At 32.0% G+C, this 17,174-nt stretch carries 15 protein-coding genes and 1 rRNA gene; 11 read left to right on the top strand and 5 right to left on the bottom strand.

The window, feature by feature from the left end:
* Positions 1–171: 171 nt before the first annotated feature.
* The 3 genes from KQS_RS03770 to KQS_RS03780 all read left to right on the top strand — a co-directional run bounded on the left by KQS_RS03770 (position 172) and on the right by KQS_RS03780 (position 5,385).
* Positions 172–1,431 carry an aminotransferase class I/II-fold pyridoxal phosphate-dependent enzyme gene (locus KQS_RS03770; RefSeq protein ID WP_014387886.1) on the top strand — a complete coding sequence of 420 codons (1,260 nt, stop codon included), beginning with the start codon at positions 172–174 and terminating at the stop codon, positions 1,429–1,431.
* 205 nt (positions 1,432–1,636) lie between these two features.
* Entirely contained in the window at positions 1,637–4,618 is a 2,982-nt protein-coding gene (gene secDF, locus KQS_RS03775; protein ID WP_014387887.1) for a protein translocase subunit SecDF, read from the top strand.
* Positions 4,619–4,833: 215 nt separating this feature from the next.
* On the top strand, positions 4,834–5,385 hold the full coding sequence (locus KQS_RS03780) for a hypothetical protein (protein ID WP_014387888.1): 552 nt from the start codon (positions 4,834–4,836) through the stop codon (positions 5,383–5,385).
* A gap of 202 nt (positions 5,386–5,587) precedes the next feature.
* Here KQS_RS03780 and KQS_RS03785 read toward each other — a convergent pair whose 3' ends face one another.
* A complete protein-coding gene (locus KQS_RS03785) occupies positions 5,588–6,031 on the bottom strand; it encodes a DUF4268 domain-containing protein (RefSeq protein ID WP_014387889.1) in 444 nt (147 codons plus the stop codon).
* 41 nt (positions 6,032–6,072) lie between these two features.
* Between KQS_RS03785 and KQS_RS03790 the strand changes: the two genes are divergently transcribed.
* Entirely contained in the window at positions 6,073–6,717 is a 645-nt protein-coding gene (locus tag KQS_RS03790; protein ID WP_014387890.1) for an NUDIX hydrolase, read from the top strand.
* Between the two features lie 39 nt (positions 6,718–6,756).
* Positions 6,757–7,560: a lysophospholipid acyltransferase family protein gene (locus KQS_RS03795; protein WP_014387891.1), complete on the top strand. Its 804-nt coding sequence runs from the start codon at positions 6,757–6,759 to the stop codon at positions 7,558–7,560.
* A 25-nt stretch (positions 7,561–7,585) separates the two neighbouring features.
* On the opposite strand, the gene KQS_RS03800 is transcribed toward KQS_RS03795, so the two are convergent.
* Positions 7,586–8,203 (bottom strand): hypothetical protein, encoded by a 618-nt coding sequence (locus tag KQS_RS03800; protein ID WP_014387892.1) that lies wholly within the window; start codon positions 8,201–8,203, stop codon positions 7,586–7,588.
* Positions 8,204–8,206: 3 nt separating this feature from the next.
* Positions 8,207–8,701, bottom strand: coding sequence for an RNA polymerase sigma factor (locus KQS_RS03805; RefSeq protein ID WP_014387893.1), 495 nt, complete (start codon positions 8,699–8,701; stop codon positions 8,207–8,209).
* Between the two features lie 137 nt (positions 8,702–8,838).
* Between KQS_RS03805 and KQS_RS03810 the strand changes: the two genes are divergently transcribed.
* Genes KQS_RS03810 through KQS_RS03825 form a run of 4 tightly spaced genes read left to right on the top strand, consistent with a single transcriptional unit; the run spans position 8,839 to position 12,570 of the window.
* On the top strand, positions 8,839–10,146 hold the full coding sequence (locus tag KQS_RS03810) for an NAD(P)/FAD-dependent oxidoreductase (protein ID WP_014387894.1): 1,308 nt from the start codon (positions 8,839–8,841) through the stop codon (positions 10,144–10,146).
* A gap of 55 nt (positions 10,147–10,201) precedes the next feature.
* Entirely contained in the window at positions 10,202–11,059 is an 858-nt protein-coding gene (nadC, locus tag KQS_RS03815; protein WP_014387895.1) for a carboxylating nicotinate-nucleotide diphosphorylase, read from the top strand.
* Positions 11,059–11,979 (top strand): YihY/virulence factor BrkB family protein, encoded by a 921-nt coding sequence (locus KQS_RS03820; protein ID WP_014387896.1) that lies wholly within the window; start codon positions 11,059–11,061, stop codon positions 11,977–11,979. Before nadC ends, KQS_RS03820 begins: the two co-directional genes overlap by 1 nt.
* A 30-nt stretch (positions 11,980–12,009) precedes the next feature.
* Entirely contained in the window at positions 12,010–12,570 is a 561-nt protein-coding gene (locus tag KQS_RS03825; RefSeq protein ID WP_014387897.1) for a chalcone isomerase family protein, read from the top strand.
* A gap of 71 nt (positions 12,571–12,641) precedes the next feature.
* Here the strand turns inward: KQS_RS03825 and KQS_RS03830 are convergent, their stop codons facing one another.
* A complete protein-coding gene (locus KQS_RS03830) occupies positions 12,642–13,004 on the bottom strand; it encodes a nuclear transport factor 2 family protein (RefSeq protein WP_014387898.1) in 363 nt (120 codons plus the stop codon).
* A gap of 72 nt (positions 13,005–13,076) precedes the next feature.
* Positions 13,077–14,168, bottom strand: a complete 1,092-nt coding sequence (locus tag KQS_RS03835; protein ID WP_014387899.1) for a M42 family metallopeptidase — start codon at positions 14,166–14,168, stop codon at positions 13,077–13,079.
* An 87-nt stretch (positions 14,169–14,255) separates the two neighbouring features.
* On the opposite strand from KQS_RS03835, the gene KQS_RS03840 reads away from it, so the two are divergent.
* A complete protein-coding gene (locus KQS_RS03840; protein ID WP_014387900.1) occupies positions 14,256–14,960 on the top strand; it encodes a DUF4294 domain-containing protein in 705 nt (234 codons plus the stop codon).
* Between the two features lie 696 nt (positions 14,961–15,656).
* A 16S ribosomal RNA gene (locus tag KQS_RS03845) occupies positions 15,657–17,172 on the top strand.
* Positions 17,173–17,174 lie beyond the last annotated feature (2 nt).

The raw sequence follows: 17,174 nt of genomic DNA on the forward strand, positions 1-17,174 counted from the left end.
TTTACAAGAGTGTTTTTTTAATAATCTATAAAAAACTACCTTCTTTTTTGATTATTTTATAGTTTTAACTTCAACTCTAACCTAAATAAATGACTGTTAGGATAATCGGAAAAAAAATTATAAAAAACTCAATTTTATTTATACTTTTGTCGCACATTTAAGAATAGAATCATGGTAAAAGATTTATTTGAAAGAATTCAACAAAATAAAGGGCCTTTAGGAAAATGGGCTTCACAAGCAGAAGGATATTATGTGTTCCCTAAATTAGAGGGTGAATTAGGGCCAAGAATGAAATTTCATGGAAAAGAAATTTTAAATTGGAGTATTAATGACTATTTAGGATTAGCAAATCATCCTGAAGTTAGAAAGGTTGATGCAGAAGCGGCAGCTCAATATGGTGCAGCTTATCCTATGGGAGCGCGAATGATGAGTGGTCATACAGATTTACATGAGCAATTACAAAATGAGTTAGCAAGTTTTGTGCAAAAAGAAGCGGCTTATTTGTTAAACTTTGGTTACCAAGGAATGGTTTCAATTATTGATGCTTTAGTAACTAAAAATGATGTAATTGTATATGATGTTGATGGTCATGGATGTATTATTGATGGTGTGCGTTTACATATGGGTAAACGATTTACATACAAACATAACGATATTGAAAGTTTAGAAAAGAACTTGCAGCGCGCAACTAAAATGGCAGAAGAATTAGGCGGTGGTATTTTAGTAATTACAGAAGGGGTATTCGGTATGAGAGGGCAACAAGGAAAATTAAAAGAAATTGTTGCTTTAAAAGAAAAATACAATTTCCGTTTATTAGTTGATGATGCACATGGATTTGGTACTTTAGGGAAAACTGGTGCAGGTGCTGGTGAAGAACAAGGTTGTCAAGACGGAATCGATGTTTATTTTTCAACTTTCGCTAAATCAATGGCTAGTATTGGTGCTTTTGTAGCTGCTGATAAAGACGTTATTGATTATTTAAAATATAATTTACGTTCGCAAATGTTTGCTAAATCGTTACCAATGATTATGACGGTTGGTGCATTGAAACGTTTAGAAATGTTGCGTACAATGCCAGAGTTGAAAGATAAACTTTGGGAAAATGTAAATTATTTACAAAATGGATTAAAATCTAAAGGATTTAATATTGGTGATACTAATACTTGTGTAACTCCTGTGTACCTTGAAGGTTCAATTCCAGAAGCAATGGTTATGGTGAATGATTTGAGAGAAAATTATAATATTTTCTTATCAATTGTTGTTTATCCCGTTATTCCAAAAGGTATTATTTTGTTAAGAATGATTCCTACTGCTTCACATACAATTGCAGATATTGATGAAACGTTAGCAGCATTCGAAGCAATTAGAGAGAAATTGGTTAACGGAACGTATAAAGCCTTAGCAGAAGCTAATGTTGAAAATGTTTCTTAATAAGAAAAAAGATAATAACTTAAAATGCGTCTACTTTAGACGCATTTTTTATTTGGTTGAATTTCAATAGATTGTTGAAAGTTGTTGTGAATAAAATTAAATATGTTTAAAAAAAACGTAGGATAACTAAAAATAAAATTGTTTTATCCTATTTGAAATTATATATTTGTCCGTTTTTAAAAAAAATAACTAAATATTAACTATAATGCAGAACAAAGGACTAATTAAATTCTTTGCTATTATCTTCACATTGGTAAGTGTTTATCAATTATCATTCACTTTTGTAGCGAATGGAATTGCAGAAGATGCTAAAGCTCATGCGAAAGGTGATACTAAAAAAGAATTAGCGTATTTGGATTCAATTGGTAAAACAGATGTGATGAACTTAGGTTTCACAAAATTTACCTACAATGAAGTAAGAGAAAAACAGATCAACAAAGGTCTAGATCTTGAAGGAGGAATTAACGTAATCTTACAAGTATCTGTGAAAGATATCTTGAAAGGTTTAGCTAATGATTCTAAAAATCCTACTTTTAACAGAGCTTTAGACAGAGCTTCAAAAGAGCAACAAGGAAATCAAACGTATTTAGATGCATTTTTTGATGCTTTCGAAGCAGAATCTAATGGAACGTTAAAATTAGCTTCAAATGAGGTTTTCTATAATAGAAACTTAGAGGGAGATATTAATTTAGGAATGACTGACGATCAAGTAAAAGTTGTTCTTAGAAAAAAAGTAGCGGAATCTGTAGAAAGTGCGTATGGAGTATTAAGAGAACGTATCGATAAGTTCGGTGTTGTTCAGCCAAATATTCAAAAATTAGGGGAGTCTGGAAGAATCTTAGTAGAATTACCAGGTGCAAAAGATATTGACCGTATTAAAAACTTATTACAATCTACAGCTCAGTTAGAGTTTTGGGAAACGTATAAAGTAGAAGAGTTAGGTAATTTCTTTGTAGCGGCAAATGATGCATTAAAGAAAACAGAAACTAAATCGGCTACTACTACTGCTGATACAACTGCTGTTAAAGAAAATAAAACTACAAAAGTTGAAGATTTATTAACAGATAATAAGAAAGATGCTAAAAAAGGTACTCAAGACTTGGGTCCATTATTTAGCAAAATTGTAATGCCTGGTCAACAAGGTGCACCTTATGTAGCTGTATTTAATGTGAAAGATACTGCAAAAGTAAATTCTTATTTAAATAGAGCAGATATTAGAGCTTTATTACCTGTGGCTAACGCTCGTTTTGCATGGGGTAAAACATCAAGTAAAACTCCTGATTTTACAGAATTATATGTGTTAAAAGGAACTTCAGACGGTGTGCCACCATTAAGTGGAGGTGTAATCGTTGAAGCAAAAGATACGTACGACCAATTTGGTAAACCTGCGGTAAGCATGCAAATGAACCCAACGGGAGCCAGAAAATGGGAAGAAATTACAGGAAATGTATCTAAACAAGGTAATGCAATTGCAATTGTTTTAGATAATCAAGTATATTCTGCTCCTGGAGTTAGTAAAGGTGCAATTTCAGGTGGTCAATCTGAAATTTCAGGAAACTTTACTATTGAAGAAACAAAAGACTTAGCTAACGTTCTAAGAGCTGGTAAATTACCTGCTAAAGCTGAAATTGTTCAGTCTGAAGTAGTAGGGCCGTCTTTAGGACAAGAAGCTATTGATAATGGTATCTTATCTTCTTTAATCGGATTGTTATTAGTGTCATTATGGATGGTAATATATTATGGTAGAGCAGGTTGGTACGCTAATGTTGCTTTAGCTGTAAACTTAATTTTGATCTTCGGTGCTATGGCAAGTTTCCCTGGAGGATTCGTGTTAACATTACCAGGTATTGCTGGAATCGTATTAACAATGGGTACTGCTGTTGATGCCAATATTATTATTTATGAAAGAGCAAAAGAAGAATTACGTGAAGGTAAAACATTAGAAAATGCAGTTATTGCTGCTTTCGGTTGGAAAGGTGCTATGCGTTCTATTATCGATGCAAACGTTACTCACGTTTTAACTGGACTTATCTTATTCATTTTTGGTAACGGTCCAATTAAAGGTTTCGCAACAACCTTATTAATTGGTATTTTTACTTCGTTGTTTACATCAATCTTCATTGCTAGATTCTTTATTGATAGAGATATTCAGAAAGGAAGATCATTGATGTTTGCTACTGAAATGACTAAAAACTGGTTTACAGGATTTAATTTTGATTTCTTAAAAATTAAAAAAATATCATATGCTTTCTCAACTATTGTTGTGATTGTAAGTTGTGTGTCTTTCTATTTTAATGGATTTGACCAAGGTATCGATTTTGTTGGAGGTAGAACATTCCAAGTGAAATTTGATAAACCTGTAAATCCTGAAGAGGTTAAAGAAGTATTAGCATCAAAAGAAGTATTTGAAAGTGCTGAAGCTAAAACTTTTGGAAATTCTTCTCAATTAAAAATTACGACTAAATATAAAATCCAAGAGGAAAATGCAACTGTAGATAAAGAAGTAAATGAGAAATTATATGCGGCATTGAAAAAATTCTATGCTAAAGAAATTTCTTATGAAGAATTTATCAATACTAATGAAGGAAAAAATATTGGAGTAGTTCAAGCGGTTAAAGTTGGTCCAGCAGTAGCTGAGGATATTAAAACAAATGCATATTGGGCCGTTATTGGTGCGATGTTAGTAGTGTGTTTGTATTTAGTTGTTTCGTTCCGTAGATACCAATATTCATTAGGCGCAATTGCAGCAGTAGCTCACGATGTAATCTTTGTATTAGGGGTATATTCATTGTTATACAAATACATGCCTTTCCACATGGAGATTGACCAACACTTTATCGCGGCTATTTTAACAGTTATTGGTTATTCAATGAATGATACTGTAATTGTATTTGATAGAGTACGTGAATTCTTAGGAGGTGCTTCTCATCACGGAAGTTTTAATAAGATAGTAAATGATTCAATTAATACAACTTTATCTCGTACTTTAAATACATCATTAACGATGATTTTAGTATTAGCTATTATGTTTGTATTTGGTGGAGACTCAATTAGAGGATTTATCTTTGCAATGTTGGTAGGTATTGTTATTGGTACATATTCTTCATTATTTATTGCAACGCCAGTTTTAGTTGATACTATTTCATCGGATGATAAAAAACACATTGAAGAAGAGCACAACGTTTAATTCAATTTGTAAACTAATATAAAAAAGTCCCGAAATTTTTCGGGACTTTTTTTATATTAGTTATTAGTTATGTAAAAGTATAAATACAACGGTAAAGAAATGCAAGAAAAACTTGGGCTTAACATGTATGATTATGGAAAAGACTTTGCGCAGCGGAAAGTTCTTTACGTTATACATTTACAGAAGTTAAGCCTAATTATTAATTATTATAGATTATGAAAAAGAACATTTTTTTTATTATTTTATTTTTATTAACTACATCTTGTCAAAGTCAAAATAATCATACATTTTTAGGGAGTTTCAATGAAATAAATAATTTAGAGGTAAATATTGTACAAAACTTTAGAAAGGAAGTTGGAAAGGAAATTTTAAATCAAGAAGTTGAATCATATTTACCTTTAATTAAGAATGAAATGTTTTATTCTGAAAGAGGAATATCATTAAGATATTATTATTCAGGTAAATATAAAATTTCAGATGATTATTGGTTAATAGGGATAAAAGTAATTGAAAATTTGGATTATAAATATCTGTTTGGTTTGTATGATAATAAATTAAATAAAGTTACATCAATTATAAAAGTAGAGGAGTATTCTATAGGTAATACTACTAAAACTGAATATATAAATGGGATATTTTATATAAGATCTATATATAAAAATGTACCTAATGGATTGGATCCAAAACCAGGTAATGAATTTACTACTTTAACTGTGGAAAATAATTTTAAAATTATAAACGGTAATTTAGTAAATATTAAAAACTAGAAAATACTCCCAGCTATTCTAAGAGTTCTAATTAAAACCCGATGCGCAAAGTCTCCCGACTTTGAGCCAATACCCGTTCGTGTGTATCTACAATCCGAGAGTATTACAAGTCGATAGTACAGATTTTCAAGCTGTGCTTACAAAGTGAGGAAAAAGAACACTCGTACACCTAGATTTGTGATCTGTGAGTATTGAATTTCAATTAAGTATTAATTTCTAAATCTCTAATATAATCTTCGTGTTCATAGAAAAATCGTTCAAAGGCATCCATTTGGTCATAAAAGAATGTAAAAATGGTTTCCCAATCGGTTTTTCTATTCATGCTCACACCATTTAATTCAACCCAAATTCGACTCACCACTTTACCATTTTCTAAATAAAAATTGCGTTCAAAGATCGCTTCTGGTATAAATTCTTCTAGTAAAATATCTTTTAAAGATTCGACTTTTTCATAATATATCTTTCTTTTTTCTTCATCTTTAGGTTCTATTTCTAAAAGAACTTGCGCCTTTTTATTATCTACATAAAATTTAAAACTAACATCTTTGATTTTTGTGTTATATAACAACCATTTTCTTGGATATTCATTGCCAAAAGTTGCCCAAAACTCTTTTTTTAATTGTAACGCTTCTTCCTTACTAAACATTTTAAATAATTTTTATTAACTTTATAAAAAGTACAACAGCCATGAAATTTGATGCCTTCATAGAATTTTTGCCAAAAATAGAAAAAGAAAAGTTGTTAGCCACAGATGCGCATATAAAAATGGCTCCTTTGGAACGAATTACTTATCTTAACGAAGATTATTACTTAGATAAAAATCCTAAAAATGCAGCGGTACTTATATTGGTTTATCCTAAAAATCATTTGGCGCATTTGGCTTTAATCGTTCGTAATACCTATCCAGGTGTTCATTCTTCTCAAATTAGTTTTCCTGGTGGAAAAGAAGAAGTAGAAGATTTAAATTTAGAACATACTGCATTACGTGAAACAGAAGAAGAAGTTGGAGTTGAACGAAATAAAGTCCAAATCATACGGCCTTTTAGTAAAATTTATATCCCACCGAGTAATTTTTTAGTTTCGCCTTATTTAGGTTTTTCTCAAGAAAATCTAAATTTTACTCCGAATCCAGAGGAAGTTAAAAAGGTATTGGAATTCCCTATAGAGCAATTGTTGGATGATGAAACAATTATTCAAACTAAAATGACAACATCCTATGCAACAGATATTCAAGTACCTGCATTTCAAATTGAAAAATACGTAGTTTGGGGAGCTACTGCAATGATGTTGAGTGAGTTAAAAGAGTTACTTAAAAATGCAACTAACTCTTGAATTTTTAGTATATTTGACGCCCTTTTCAATAATAAAATCATGGGATTATTTAAAAGAAATCCGTTCGGTCATATATTATTTCTAAAAAAATGGTTAATTCGTATAGCAGGTGTATTGACACATCAGCGCTATAGAGGTTTTAATCAATTGCAAATTGAAGGATCAGAAATTTTAAGAAATTTGCCTGATACAAATGTGTTATTTATTTCCAATCATCAAACTTATTTTGCAGATGTAGTTGCTATGTTTCATGTTTTCAATGCTGCCTTAAAAGGAAGAGAAGACAATATTAAGAATGTTGGGTACTTATGGAATCCTAAATTAAACTTATATTATGTAGCGGCAAAGGAAACCATGCAAGAAGGTTTTTTACCAAGAATTTTGGCCTATGCAGGTGCTATTACTGTTGAACGTACTTGGCGTGCTAAAGGTCAGGATGTAAAAAGAGATGTAAATCCAAATGATACTGAAAATATTAAACTTGCTTTAGAAGATGGGTGGGTAATTACTTTTCCGCAAGGAACTACACGTTCTTTTAAACCAGTTAGAAAAGGAACTGCTCATATCATAATGCAACACAAACCCATTGTTGTTCCCATTGTTATCGATGGTTTTAGAAGGTCTTTTGATCGAAAAGGTTTGTTTGTAAAGAAAAAAGGAATTTTACAAACAATGGAAATTAAGGAACCCTTGCAGTTTGATTATGAGAATGAAACAATAGAACAAATTGTTGAAAAGATAGAATATGCAATAGAACAACATCCTTCTTTTTTAAAAGTTATTCCACAAGAAGCTTTAGAGGAACAAAAAAGTTTAGACAGAGAACGTCAATGGAAATATTAAAAAAAGCGCTTTAAAAGCGCTTTTTTTATAAATCTATTTTTTTTAATTCTTTATAATTATTCTGTAATCGCTTTAAAAGGAACCCATAGAGCAATTTGTAGAATAAATAAAACAGTCCTACTAAAAGTAATATGATAAGAAATCCTGCTAAAATGACTATCGTTTGGTATTTTTCAAATAAAGGACTCAAATTGGAATCATATTTTAATTGGGAAAACATAATGATTATTCCAGTAATAAAAGCAATAGCCAAATTATACCAAACATAATATTTTACAATTCGTCTAGTTTCAATAATGTCTTTCATTAATTTTTTTACAGATGAAGTAGCCGAAATGTTTTTCAAGTTCTTATAAAAATAAAATATAAATCCAATTAGAACAACAAAGTTGACCCCAGTTGCAATTTTTTCTATATCATAAATATGGTAACTTTTTAATCGATTAATGAATGCTTCGTCATAAAACAAGGTAATGTCTAATAATCTAAAGATTAGAAATTCAACTATGCTTATGATAAATATCCATTTAACTATGGAAGACGAACTTTGATGCAACATGCCATAGATTTCTTTTTCAGAAACTTGTTTAAATTGCTGTTCTTTTTTCTTCCAATCTCTTTTTAATAATTCTAATTCATCCATAAGTTACGGATTTAATATTTTTTTCAATTTTCCTTTGATTCTGTTCATTTTAACACGAGCATTAACTTCACTAATACCTAAGGTTTCCGAAATTTCAGTATAATCTTTGTCTTCTAAGTATAAAAAAATTAATGCTTTTTCGATGTCATTTAATTCTTCAATAGCTTTATACATTAATTTTAATTGTTCTTCTTCTTCAAAATTATATTCATCATCTTTCATACGATGAAATTCTGAATCAAAAGGAGTGGTTTCTAAACTTCGTTTCTTTTTTCTATAAAGTGTAATAGCAGTGTTTAATCCTACTCTGTAAGCCCATGTAGTAAATTTAGAATCTCCTCTAAATTGCGGATAAGCTTTCCATAACTGAATAGTTATTTCTTGGAACAAATCATTATGAGAATCCTCGTCAGAAGTATATAATCTACAAATTTTGTGGATAATATTCTGATTTTCTTTCAGTTGTTTAACAAAGCTTTCTTCTGAGGCTGTATTCATATTTACATAAGTAGTGTTGGAGTAATTTTTGTTACACTAACAATAAAATTAATACTATTTTTTTTAGTGAAACTCTATTGCTAAAACTATTTTCTGAAGATAAAAAATAGTAAATTTGTGTTTAAACTTATATAAAAATGAACATTCCTAGTTCTCCGTATAAAAGAATTGTTATTATTGGTGGTGGTTTTGCTGGTATATCAATTGCAAAAAAATTAAGAAATAAAAAATATCAAGTCGTTTTATTAGATAAACATAATTATCATACGTTTCAACCTTTGTTGTATCAAGTCGCTACTGGAGGTCTTGAACCCGATTCTATTGCATATCCCATTCGAAAAGTAATTCAAGAATATGATAATTTCTATTTTAGATTGGCAGATGTTAAGGAAATTGATGCTAAACAAAATTTAATACTCTCTGATATTGGCGATTTGCATTATGACTATTTAATTATTGCTACAGGAACCAAAACAAATTATTTCGGAAATAAAGAAATTGAACGAAATAGTATGTCTATGAAAACTATTCCTCAATCTTTAAATTTAAGAAGCTATATTCTTGAAAATTTTGAACAAGCATTACTAGCCGATGACGAAATTGAAAGAGAGAATTTAATGAATTTTGTTTTAGTTGGTGGTGGTCCTACAGGTGTTGAATTAGCAGGAGCATTAGCTGAAATGAAGAAAGCTATTTTACCTAAAGATTATCCCGATTTGAATATTGATAAAATGCAAATTAATTTAATTCAAAGTGGTGATCGAATTTTAAATACCATGACCGAAAAATCCTCTGAAGCATCTGAGAAATTTTTAAAAAGTCTTGGAGTATCCATTTATAAAAATGTGCGAGTTACAGGTTACGATGGCCATGTTGTAACTACCAATGGCAACTTGAGTTTTAATACTTCTACCGTGATTTGGACGGCTGGGGTACAAGGTAAATTAATTTCTGGATTAAATAAAGATGCAATTTTTGAACGTATTGATCGTATAAAAGTTGATGAATTTAATAAAGTTAAAGGATATGAAAATATCTTTGCTATTGGAGATATAGCCATAATGGAAACTGAAAAATATCCACAAGGACATCCACAAATGGCACAAGTAGCCATTCAACAAGGTGTTTTACTAGCAGAAAATTTAATTAAATTACGAAAAAATGAGCCTTTAAAGCCGTTTGAATATAATGATAAAGGGTCAATGGCTACCATCGGACGAAATAAAGCTGTGGTTGATTTACCTAAATATCATTTTAATGGTGTTTTTGCGTGGTTTGTTTGGATGTTTGTACATTTGATTTCTTTGATTGGATTTAAAAATAAAGCCGTAGTTTTTTTAAATTGGGTATATAATTACATACGTTTTGATAGAGAAGCACGTTTAATAATAAGACCTTACAAACGCAAAGCTATGCAACAAAGTTTCACCACTGATGAAATTTAGTTAAATTGCTAAAATTAATTTTTATAAAATACATATCCTTAAAGGAAAAAATAAAATGATTTCAAAAGAACAATTTCAAAAAGAATTAGAACTAATTATTGCCAATTCTATTCGTGAAGATGTTGGCGATGGTGATCACAGCTCATTAGCTTGTATTCCTGCTGATGCTAAAGGAAAAGCCAAATTGTTAGTCAAAGATACAGGTGTTATTGCAGGTGTAGAATTTGCAAAAATGGTTTTTAATTATGTAGATGCTGAACTGAAAGTAGATACTTTTATAGAAGATGGAACCGAGGTTAAACATGGAGATGTTGTTTTTCATGTGGAAGGAAGTTCACAATCAATTTTAAAAGCAGAGCGTTTAGTGTTAAATAGTATGCAACGTATGAGTGCCATTGCAACAAAGACTAAAAGTTATGTGAAATTATTAGACGGAACGGCAACTAAAGTATTAGATACTAGAAAAACGACACCCGGATTTAGAGCTTGTGAAAAATGGGCGGTTAAAATTGGAGGAGGAGAAAACCACCGTTTTGCTTTGTATGATATGATTATGTTAAAAGATAATCATAATGATTTTGCAGGGGGTATTCCACAGGCTATTCAAAAAACAAAAGAATATTTGAAAGCGAATAATCGCGATTTAAAAATAATTGTAGAAGCTAGAAATTTGGAGGAAGTGCAACAAATTTTATCAGCTGGAGGTGTTTACAGAATCTTGTTAGATAATTTTGATTTTGAAACTACAAAAAAAGCAGTTGAAATAATTGGTAACCAATGTTTAACAGAATCTTCTGGAAATATCAACGAAAATACTATTCGAAAATATGCAGAATGTGGAGTGAATTTTATTTCTTCAGGCGCTTTAACACATTCAATTTATAATATGGATTTAAGCTTAAAAGCAATATAATGATTCAAATAAGTAAAGAAGAAATTAAAAATTTACCAATAATTAAACAAGTGTTGGCTTTTTTAAGAAGCATAACATTTGAAACATTGCAAGGTATTTCATTATATGATTTGATAAAGCACTATTTTATTGGTTTAATTAAAGATGCTTTTACTTATAGAGCAAGTGCCATAGCATTTAGTTTCTTTATGGCTTTGTTTCCTTTCGCTTTATTTATTTTAAATTTAATCCCATTTATACCATTAGAACATTTCCAAGATGATTTTCTAGAATTTGTTGCACAAAGTGTACCGCCCAATACGTACGATGCTATTGCTTCAATACTTAAAGATATAATGAGTAATAGCTATAAAGGGCTACTTTCATCTGGATTTTTATTGTCTGTTTTTTTAATGTCTAATGGTATTAATGCCTTGCTAGATGGTTTTGAAATGTCTTCTAACATAAGTAAAAAAAGAGGGTATTTTAGGCAATATGCTGTTGCTATTGGATTGTCTTTAATTATTGCATTTTTATTGCTTCTAACAGTAGCAACAATTGTTATAGTTGAAATATTAGTGCAACAAATTAAACTTCAAGATTTTGTGTCAAACAGTATTTCAATTCTTGAATGGAGTAGGTATGGATTTGTATTGTTAATGATTTTAACCATTACTTCATTAATTTATAAATTTGGAACAAAAGAAACTAGAAGTATTCATTTTTTCAACCATGGCTCTATAATGACTACGGTCTTGTTTTTAGTGTCGTCTTATATTTTTGGAATTTACGTTGAAAAATTTGCTCGTTATAACGAGTTGTACGGTTCTATTGGTACACTTCTTGTTATGATGTTTTATGTGTGGATAAATTGTATTTTATTGCTATTAGGATTTGAACTAAATGCTTTTATTTATAAATTAAAACAAAAAAATAATTAACTTAGCAAAACTTAACTTAAAAAATTAAATATGAAAAGAATCATTTTAACATTACTTGTCGTTTGTTCGACACTAATTTCTCAAGCTCAAACAACAGTTTCTGGTGTAAAAGTTGATAATAAACTATCAATAGAAGGTAAAAGTTTAACGCTTAATGGGGCTGGTGTAAGAGAAAAATTCTTTATGGATTTATATGTTGGTTCACTTTATGTAACCAAAAAATCATCTGATGGTAATGCAATAATGAATGCTAATGAAAGTATGGCAATTAAATTAAACATTATTTCTGGTATGATTACTTCAGAAAAAATGATTAGTGCAATAAATGAAGGTTTTGAAAATTCTACGAATAAAAAAACAGCTCCTTTAAAAGCTAAAATTGATAAGTTTAAAGGTTTCTTTAAAGAAAAAATCAATAAAGGTGATGTATTTATTATTGGTTATACTCCTGAAGATGGGGTAGTCGTATATAAAAACGGTACAAAAAAAGGAAGTATAGACGGACTTGATTTTAAAAAAGCATTATTCGGAATTTGGTTGTGTAACAAACCAGCAGATGATGATTTAAAAGCAGGAATGTTAGGAAAATAATACTTAAAATCTAAAAAAAAAATAGTAAATCCCGATGTAAGTCGGGATTTTTTTTATGCATACTATTTTAGTTAGCCATGATAGACTCTTGAAAAAATAATTTTACCGTCTTTTATATCCAAAACTTCAGCAACTAACATATCTTCTTCATTTTCAACTTGACGGATGTATTCCATAAATACTCTTTCGCTATTTGCTGTTAATGAAGTAACTTTATAATGTAAAGTTGGTAATCGGTCAAAAGCATCTTTCCACCAAATGCGTAATTCGTTTTTACCTTTAATTAATCCCTCGGTTTCAGGTTTTCTGATTTTCAATTTCGGACTAAAGTGTTCTGCGTGGTCGTCGTACAAGCTTAATAAGTCTTCTAAATTATGTTGGTTAAATGCTTCAAACCATTTTAATGCAATCGATTCGTTTTGTTGTGCAATCATTTTTTATTTTTTATTGGAGTAATTTCATCTTAATCAAATAAAAAAACCAAGCAGAACTTGGTTTTTTTATTGCTATTTAAAATATGAAAAATCGTGATTGTTTTCAATTCTTAATAACGATTCATAAATCAATTGAATTACATTTTCAACATCATCCCTATGAACCATTTCAACAGTAGTATGCATGTATCTCAAAGGTAAAGAGATTAAAGCACTCGGTACACCACCATTACTATATGCAAATGCATCCGTGTCGGTTCCAGTCACACGAGATGTGGCATGTCTTTGAAATGGAATCTTTTTTTCTTCCGCAGTAGTTACAATTAAATCTCTTAAATTATTTTGAACCGCAGGCGCATAGGCAATTACTGGACCGTTCCCCATTTTTAAATCACCTTCAATTTTTTTATCAATCATTGGTGTAGTGGTGTCATGACAAACGTCAGTTACAATTGCAACATTTGGCTTAATGGTTTGTGTAATCATTTCAGCACCTCTTAAACCAATTTCTTCCTGAACCGAATTTACGATGTACAATCCAAATGGTAATTTCTTTTTATTTTCATGTAAAAGTCGGGCAACTTCTGCAATCATAAAACCACCCATACGATTATCAATGGCTCTACAAATGAATTTGTTTTTATTTAAAATTTCAAATTCATCAGGATATGTAATCACACAACCTACATGAACCCCCAATTCTTCCACTTCTTTTTTAGAAGAACAACCACAGTCAATAAAAATGTTTTCAATTTTAGGTGTTTCTTCCGCTTTTCCACTTCTACCTCTTGTATGAATAGCTGGCCATCCAAAGACCCCACGTACAATTCCTTTTTTAGTGTGAATATTAACACGTTTCGATGGCGCAATCTGATGGTCGCTTCCACCATTTCTAATGACATAAATTAAACCATCTTCAGTAATATAATTTACATACCACGAAATTTCATCGCTATGTCCTTCAATTACTACTTTATAAGGTGCATCCGGATTAATTACACCAACAGCTGTACCATAAATGTCAGTTATAAATGTGTCCACATAAGGTTTTAAATAATCCATCCAAATTTTTTGACCTTCACTTTCATATCCTGTTGGAGATGCATTATTTAAATACTGCTCTAAAAATTGTATTGATTGCTCTTTTAAAATACTTTTACTCATTTCAATTATTTTTTTGCTAATTTAAAAATTTGGCATTAGAGTTGCTAATAAATTTAATAATTTTGACACATATATATAATAGGTAGTATGCAACGATATTTTATAGTTTTATTTTTCATTACACTTGGCGGTTCTTTTTCATTTGCCCAAAATAATTCGGGTATCTCAGATACTATTGAATACATTCAAGATTCCGACACAATCAAAGAGATAGTAATTGAAGAAGTGATGGTTTCAGACGAATATTCTATTAAATTAACCAAAGAAGAAAAAGAACAATTAAAGTTACTTCAAAAAAGAGTTCGTGTGGTCTACCCTTATGCTAAGTTAACGGCAGAAAAATTAGTGCAGATCAATTCAACAATGGCAAAATTAAAAACAGAAAAAGAAAGAAAGAAATATTTTAAAATTGCCGAAAAGTATTTAAATGACGAATTTGAGCCTAAATTAAAAAAGTTGTCACAAAAACAAGGTCAAATTTTGGTAAAGCTCATTCACCGACAAACAGGAATTACGACTTTCGATTTAATAAAAGATTACAAAAGTGGGTGGAAGGCGTTTTGGTCGAACAAAACTGCTCAATTATTTAATATCAATTTGAAGAAAGAATACAATCCAATGGAAGTTCCAGAAGATTATTATATCGAAACGTTTTTAATAAAATGTTTTGCAGAAGGCAAATTAGTTAAGCAACCTGCGGCAAAACCAATAAACGAAGATGAATTAACAGAAAACTGGATTCAAAAGAATAGAGCTAAAGTTCAAGCCGAAAAAGCAAAGGTAAATGATTAGCAGCTCATCCTGTGTTCCACGCGAGTTGTTTACTTCTATAAAACAAACAATAAATCCTGCATGTGCTTCTAGTGTCGCACGGCAGGATTTTTGTTTGTAGTATATAGGAGCAAACAAGCTGTTGTTTCACCCAGGGCTATTTTGGTTCCTGCATTCAGAATTGATTTTTTTTGCATCCAACACCTAACATCCAACATCCGACCAATGGTTTAAAAAAAACTTTGAAATGTAACTTCTTGGTTTTAAGTGGATAGAAAAATAAATTAAAAAAAGATTGTAAAAAGGTTTGGAAGTACGGAATAAGTTACTACTTTTGCACCCGCTTACAACAAGCACGCTCATTGAAACGATACTAAAATAAATTAGAAAAAAGTTAAAAAAACTTTTGGATAATAGGAAATAAAGATTGTATCTTTGCGCCCCGCAAAAGTTGCTAGAGATAGCGAAGTTCTTTATAAAAAAATGGTTTTAAAATAATTTAAAATTTCTTCAAAAAAAGTTTAAAATTATTTTGGTTGTTTAAAATAAAGTTTTTACTTTTGCACCCGCTAACTGAGAGAGGTTAGTGATTAAGAATAAGAGAATAAGTTCATAGACATATTGGATTGACAGCATACAAGAATAAGAGTAAGACTTTTTCGAGTATACGAAATTAGACCTAGCAAAAAATATATCGTCGAAAAATATTAAAAATCTACGATGAAGAGTTTGATCCTGGCTCAGGATGAACGCTAGCGGCAGGCCTAACACATGCAAGTCGAGGGGTAGAGTTAGCTTGCTAACTTGAGACCGGCGCACGGGTGCGTAACGCGTATGCAATCTACCTTGTACAGGGGGATAGCCCAGAGAAATTTGGATTAATACCCCATGGTGTTTAGAAGTGGCATCACTTTTTTACTAAAGTTCCAACGGTACAAGATGAGCATGCGTCCCATTAGCTAGTTGGTATGGTAACGGCATACCAAGGCTATGATGGGTAGGGGTCCTGAGAGGGAGATCCCCCACACTGGTACTGAGACACGGACCAGACTCCTACGGGAGGCAGCAGTGAGGAATATTGGTCAATGGTCGCAAGACTGAACCAGCCATGCCGCGTGCAGGAAGACGGTCCTATGGATTGTAAACTGCTTTTATACAGGAAGAAACCCTCTCACGTGTGGGAGCTTGACGGTACTGTATGAATAAGCATCGGCTAACTCCGTGCCAGCAGCCGCGGTAATACGGAGGATGCGAGCGTTATCCGGAATCATTGGGTTTAAAGGGTCCGTAGGCGGTTTAATAAGTCAGTGGTGAAATCTGGTCGCTCAACGATCAAACTGCCATTGATACTGTTAGACTTGAATAATTGTGAAGTAACTAGAATATGTAGTGTAGCGGTGAAATGCTTAGATATTACATGGAATACCAATTGCGAAGGCAGGTTACTAACAATTTATTGACGCTGATGGACGAAAGCGTGGGGAGCGAACAGGATTAGATACCCTGGTAGTCCACGCCGTAAACGATGGATACTAGCTGTTCGGAGCAATCTGAGTGGCTAAGCGAAAGTGATAAGTATCCCACCTGGGGAGTACGCACGCAAGTGTGAAACTCAAAGGAATTGACGGGGGCCCGCACAAGCGGTGGAGCATGTGGTTTAATTCGATGATACGCGAGGAACCTTACCAGGGCTTAAATGGGAGTGGACAGCTTAGGAAACTAGGCCTTCTTCGGACCACTTTCAAGGTGCTGCATGGTTGTCGTCAGCTCGTGCCGTGAGGTGTCAGGTTAAGTCCTATAACGAGCGCAACCCCTGTCGTTAGTTGCCAGCGAGTCATGTCGGGAACTCTAACGAGACTGCCGGTGTAAACCGTGAGGAAGGTGGGGATGACGTCAAATCATCACGGCCCTTACGTCCTGGGCCACACACGTGCTACAATGGCCAGTACAGAGAGCAGCCACTTAGCGATAAGGAGCGAATCTTCAAAACTGGTCTCAGTTCGGATTGGAGTCTGCAACTCGACTCTATGAAGCTGGAATCGCTAGTAATCGGATATCAGCCATGATCCGGTGAATACGTTCCCGGGCCTTGTACACACCGCCCGTCAAGCCATGGAAGCTGGGGGTACCTGAAGTCGGTGACCGTAAGGAGCTGCCTAGGGTAAAACTAGTAACTGGGGCTAAGTCGTAACAAGGTAGCCGTACCGGAAGGTGCGGCTGGAACACCTCCTTTCT

The sequence above is a fragment of the Flavobacterium indicum GPTSA100-9 = DSM 17447 genome (genome assembly GCF_000455605.1).
GTDB classification, from domain to species: domain Bacteria; phylum Bacteroidota; class Bacteroidia; order Flavobacteriales; family Flavobacteriaceae; genus Flavobacterium; species Flavobacterium indicum.

Excerpts from the sequence above, each read along its gene's own strand:
- KQS_RS03770 (WP_014387886.1), top strand. The coding sequence starts at position 172 with ATGGTAAAAGATTTATTTGAAAGAATTCAACAAAATAAAGGGCCTTTA.
- secDF (WP_014387887.1), top strand. The coding sequence starts at position 1,637 with ATGCAGAACAAAGGACTAATTAAATTCTTTGCTATTATCTTCACATTG.
- KQS_RS03780 (WP_014387888.1), top strand. The coding sequence starts at position 4,834 with ATGAAAAAGAACATTTTTTTTATTATTTTATTTTTATTAACTACATCT.
- KQS_RS03785 (WP_014387889.1), bottom strand. The coding sequence starts at position 6,031 with ATGTTTAGTAAGGAAGAAGCGTTACAATTAAAAAAAGAGTTTTGGGCA.
- KQS_RS03790 (WP_014387890.1), top strand. The coding sequence starts at position 6,073 with ATGAAATTTGATGCCTTCATAGAATTTTTGCCAAAAATAGAAAAAGAA.
- KQS_RS03795 (WP_014387891.1), top strand. The coding sequence starts at position 6,757 with ATGGGATTATTTAAAAGAAATCCGTTCGGTCATATATTATTTCTAAAA.
- KQS_RS03800 (WP_014387892.1), bottom strand. The coding sequence starts at position 8,203 with ATGGATGAATTAGAATTATTAAAAAGAGATTGGAAGAAAAAAGAACAG.
- KQS_RS03805 (WP_014387893.1), bottom strand. The coding sequence starts at position 8,701 with ATGAATACAGCCTCAGAAGAAAGCTTTGTTAAACAACTGAAAGAAAAT.
- KQS_RS03810 (WP_014387894.1), top strand. The coding sequence starts at position 8,839 with ATGAACATTCCTAGTTCTCCGTATAAAAGAATTGTTATTATTGGTGGT.
- nadC (WP_014387895.1), top strand. The coding sequence starts at position 10,202 with ATGATTTCAAAAGAACAATTTCAAAAAGAATTAGAACTAATTATTGCC.
- KQS_RS03820 (WP_014387896.1), top strand. The coding sequence starts at position 11,059 with ATGATTCAAATAAGTAAAGAAGAAATTAAAAATTTACCAATAATTAAA.
- KQS_RS03825 (WP_014387897.1), top strand. The coding sequence starts at position 12,010 with ATGAAAAGAATCATTTTAACATTACTTGTCGTTTGTTCGACACTAATT.
- KQS_RS03830 (WP_014387898.1), bottom strand. The coding sequence starts at position 13,004 with ATGATTGCACAACAAAACGAATCGATTGCATTAAAATGGTTTGAAGCA.
- KQS_RS03835 (WP_014387899.1), bottom strand. The coding sequence starts at position 14,168 with ATGAGTAAAAGTATTTTAAAAGAGCAATCAATACAATTTTTAGAGCAG.
- KQS_RS03840 (WP_014387900.1), top strand. The coding sequence starts at position 14,256 with ATGCAACGATATTTTATAGTTTTATTTTTCATTACACTTGGCGGTTCT.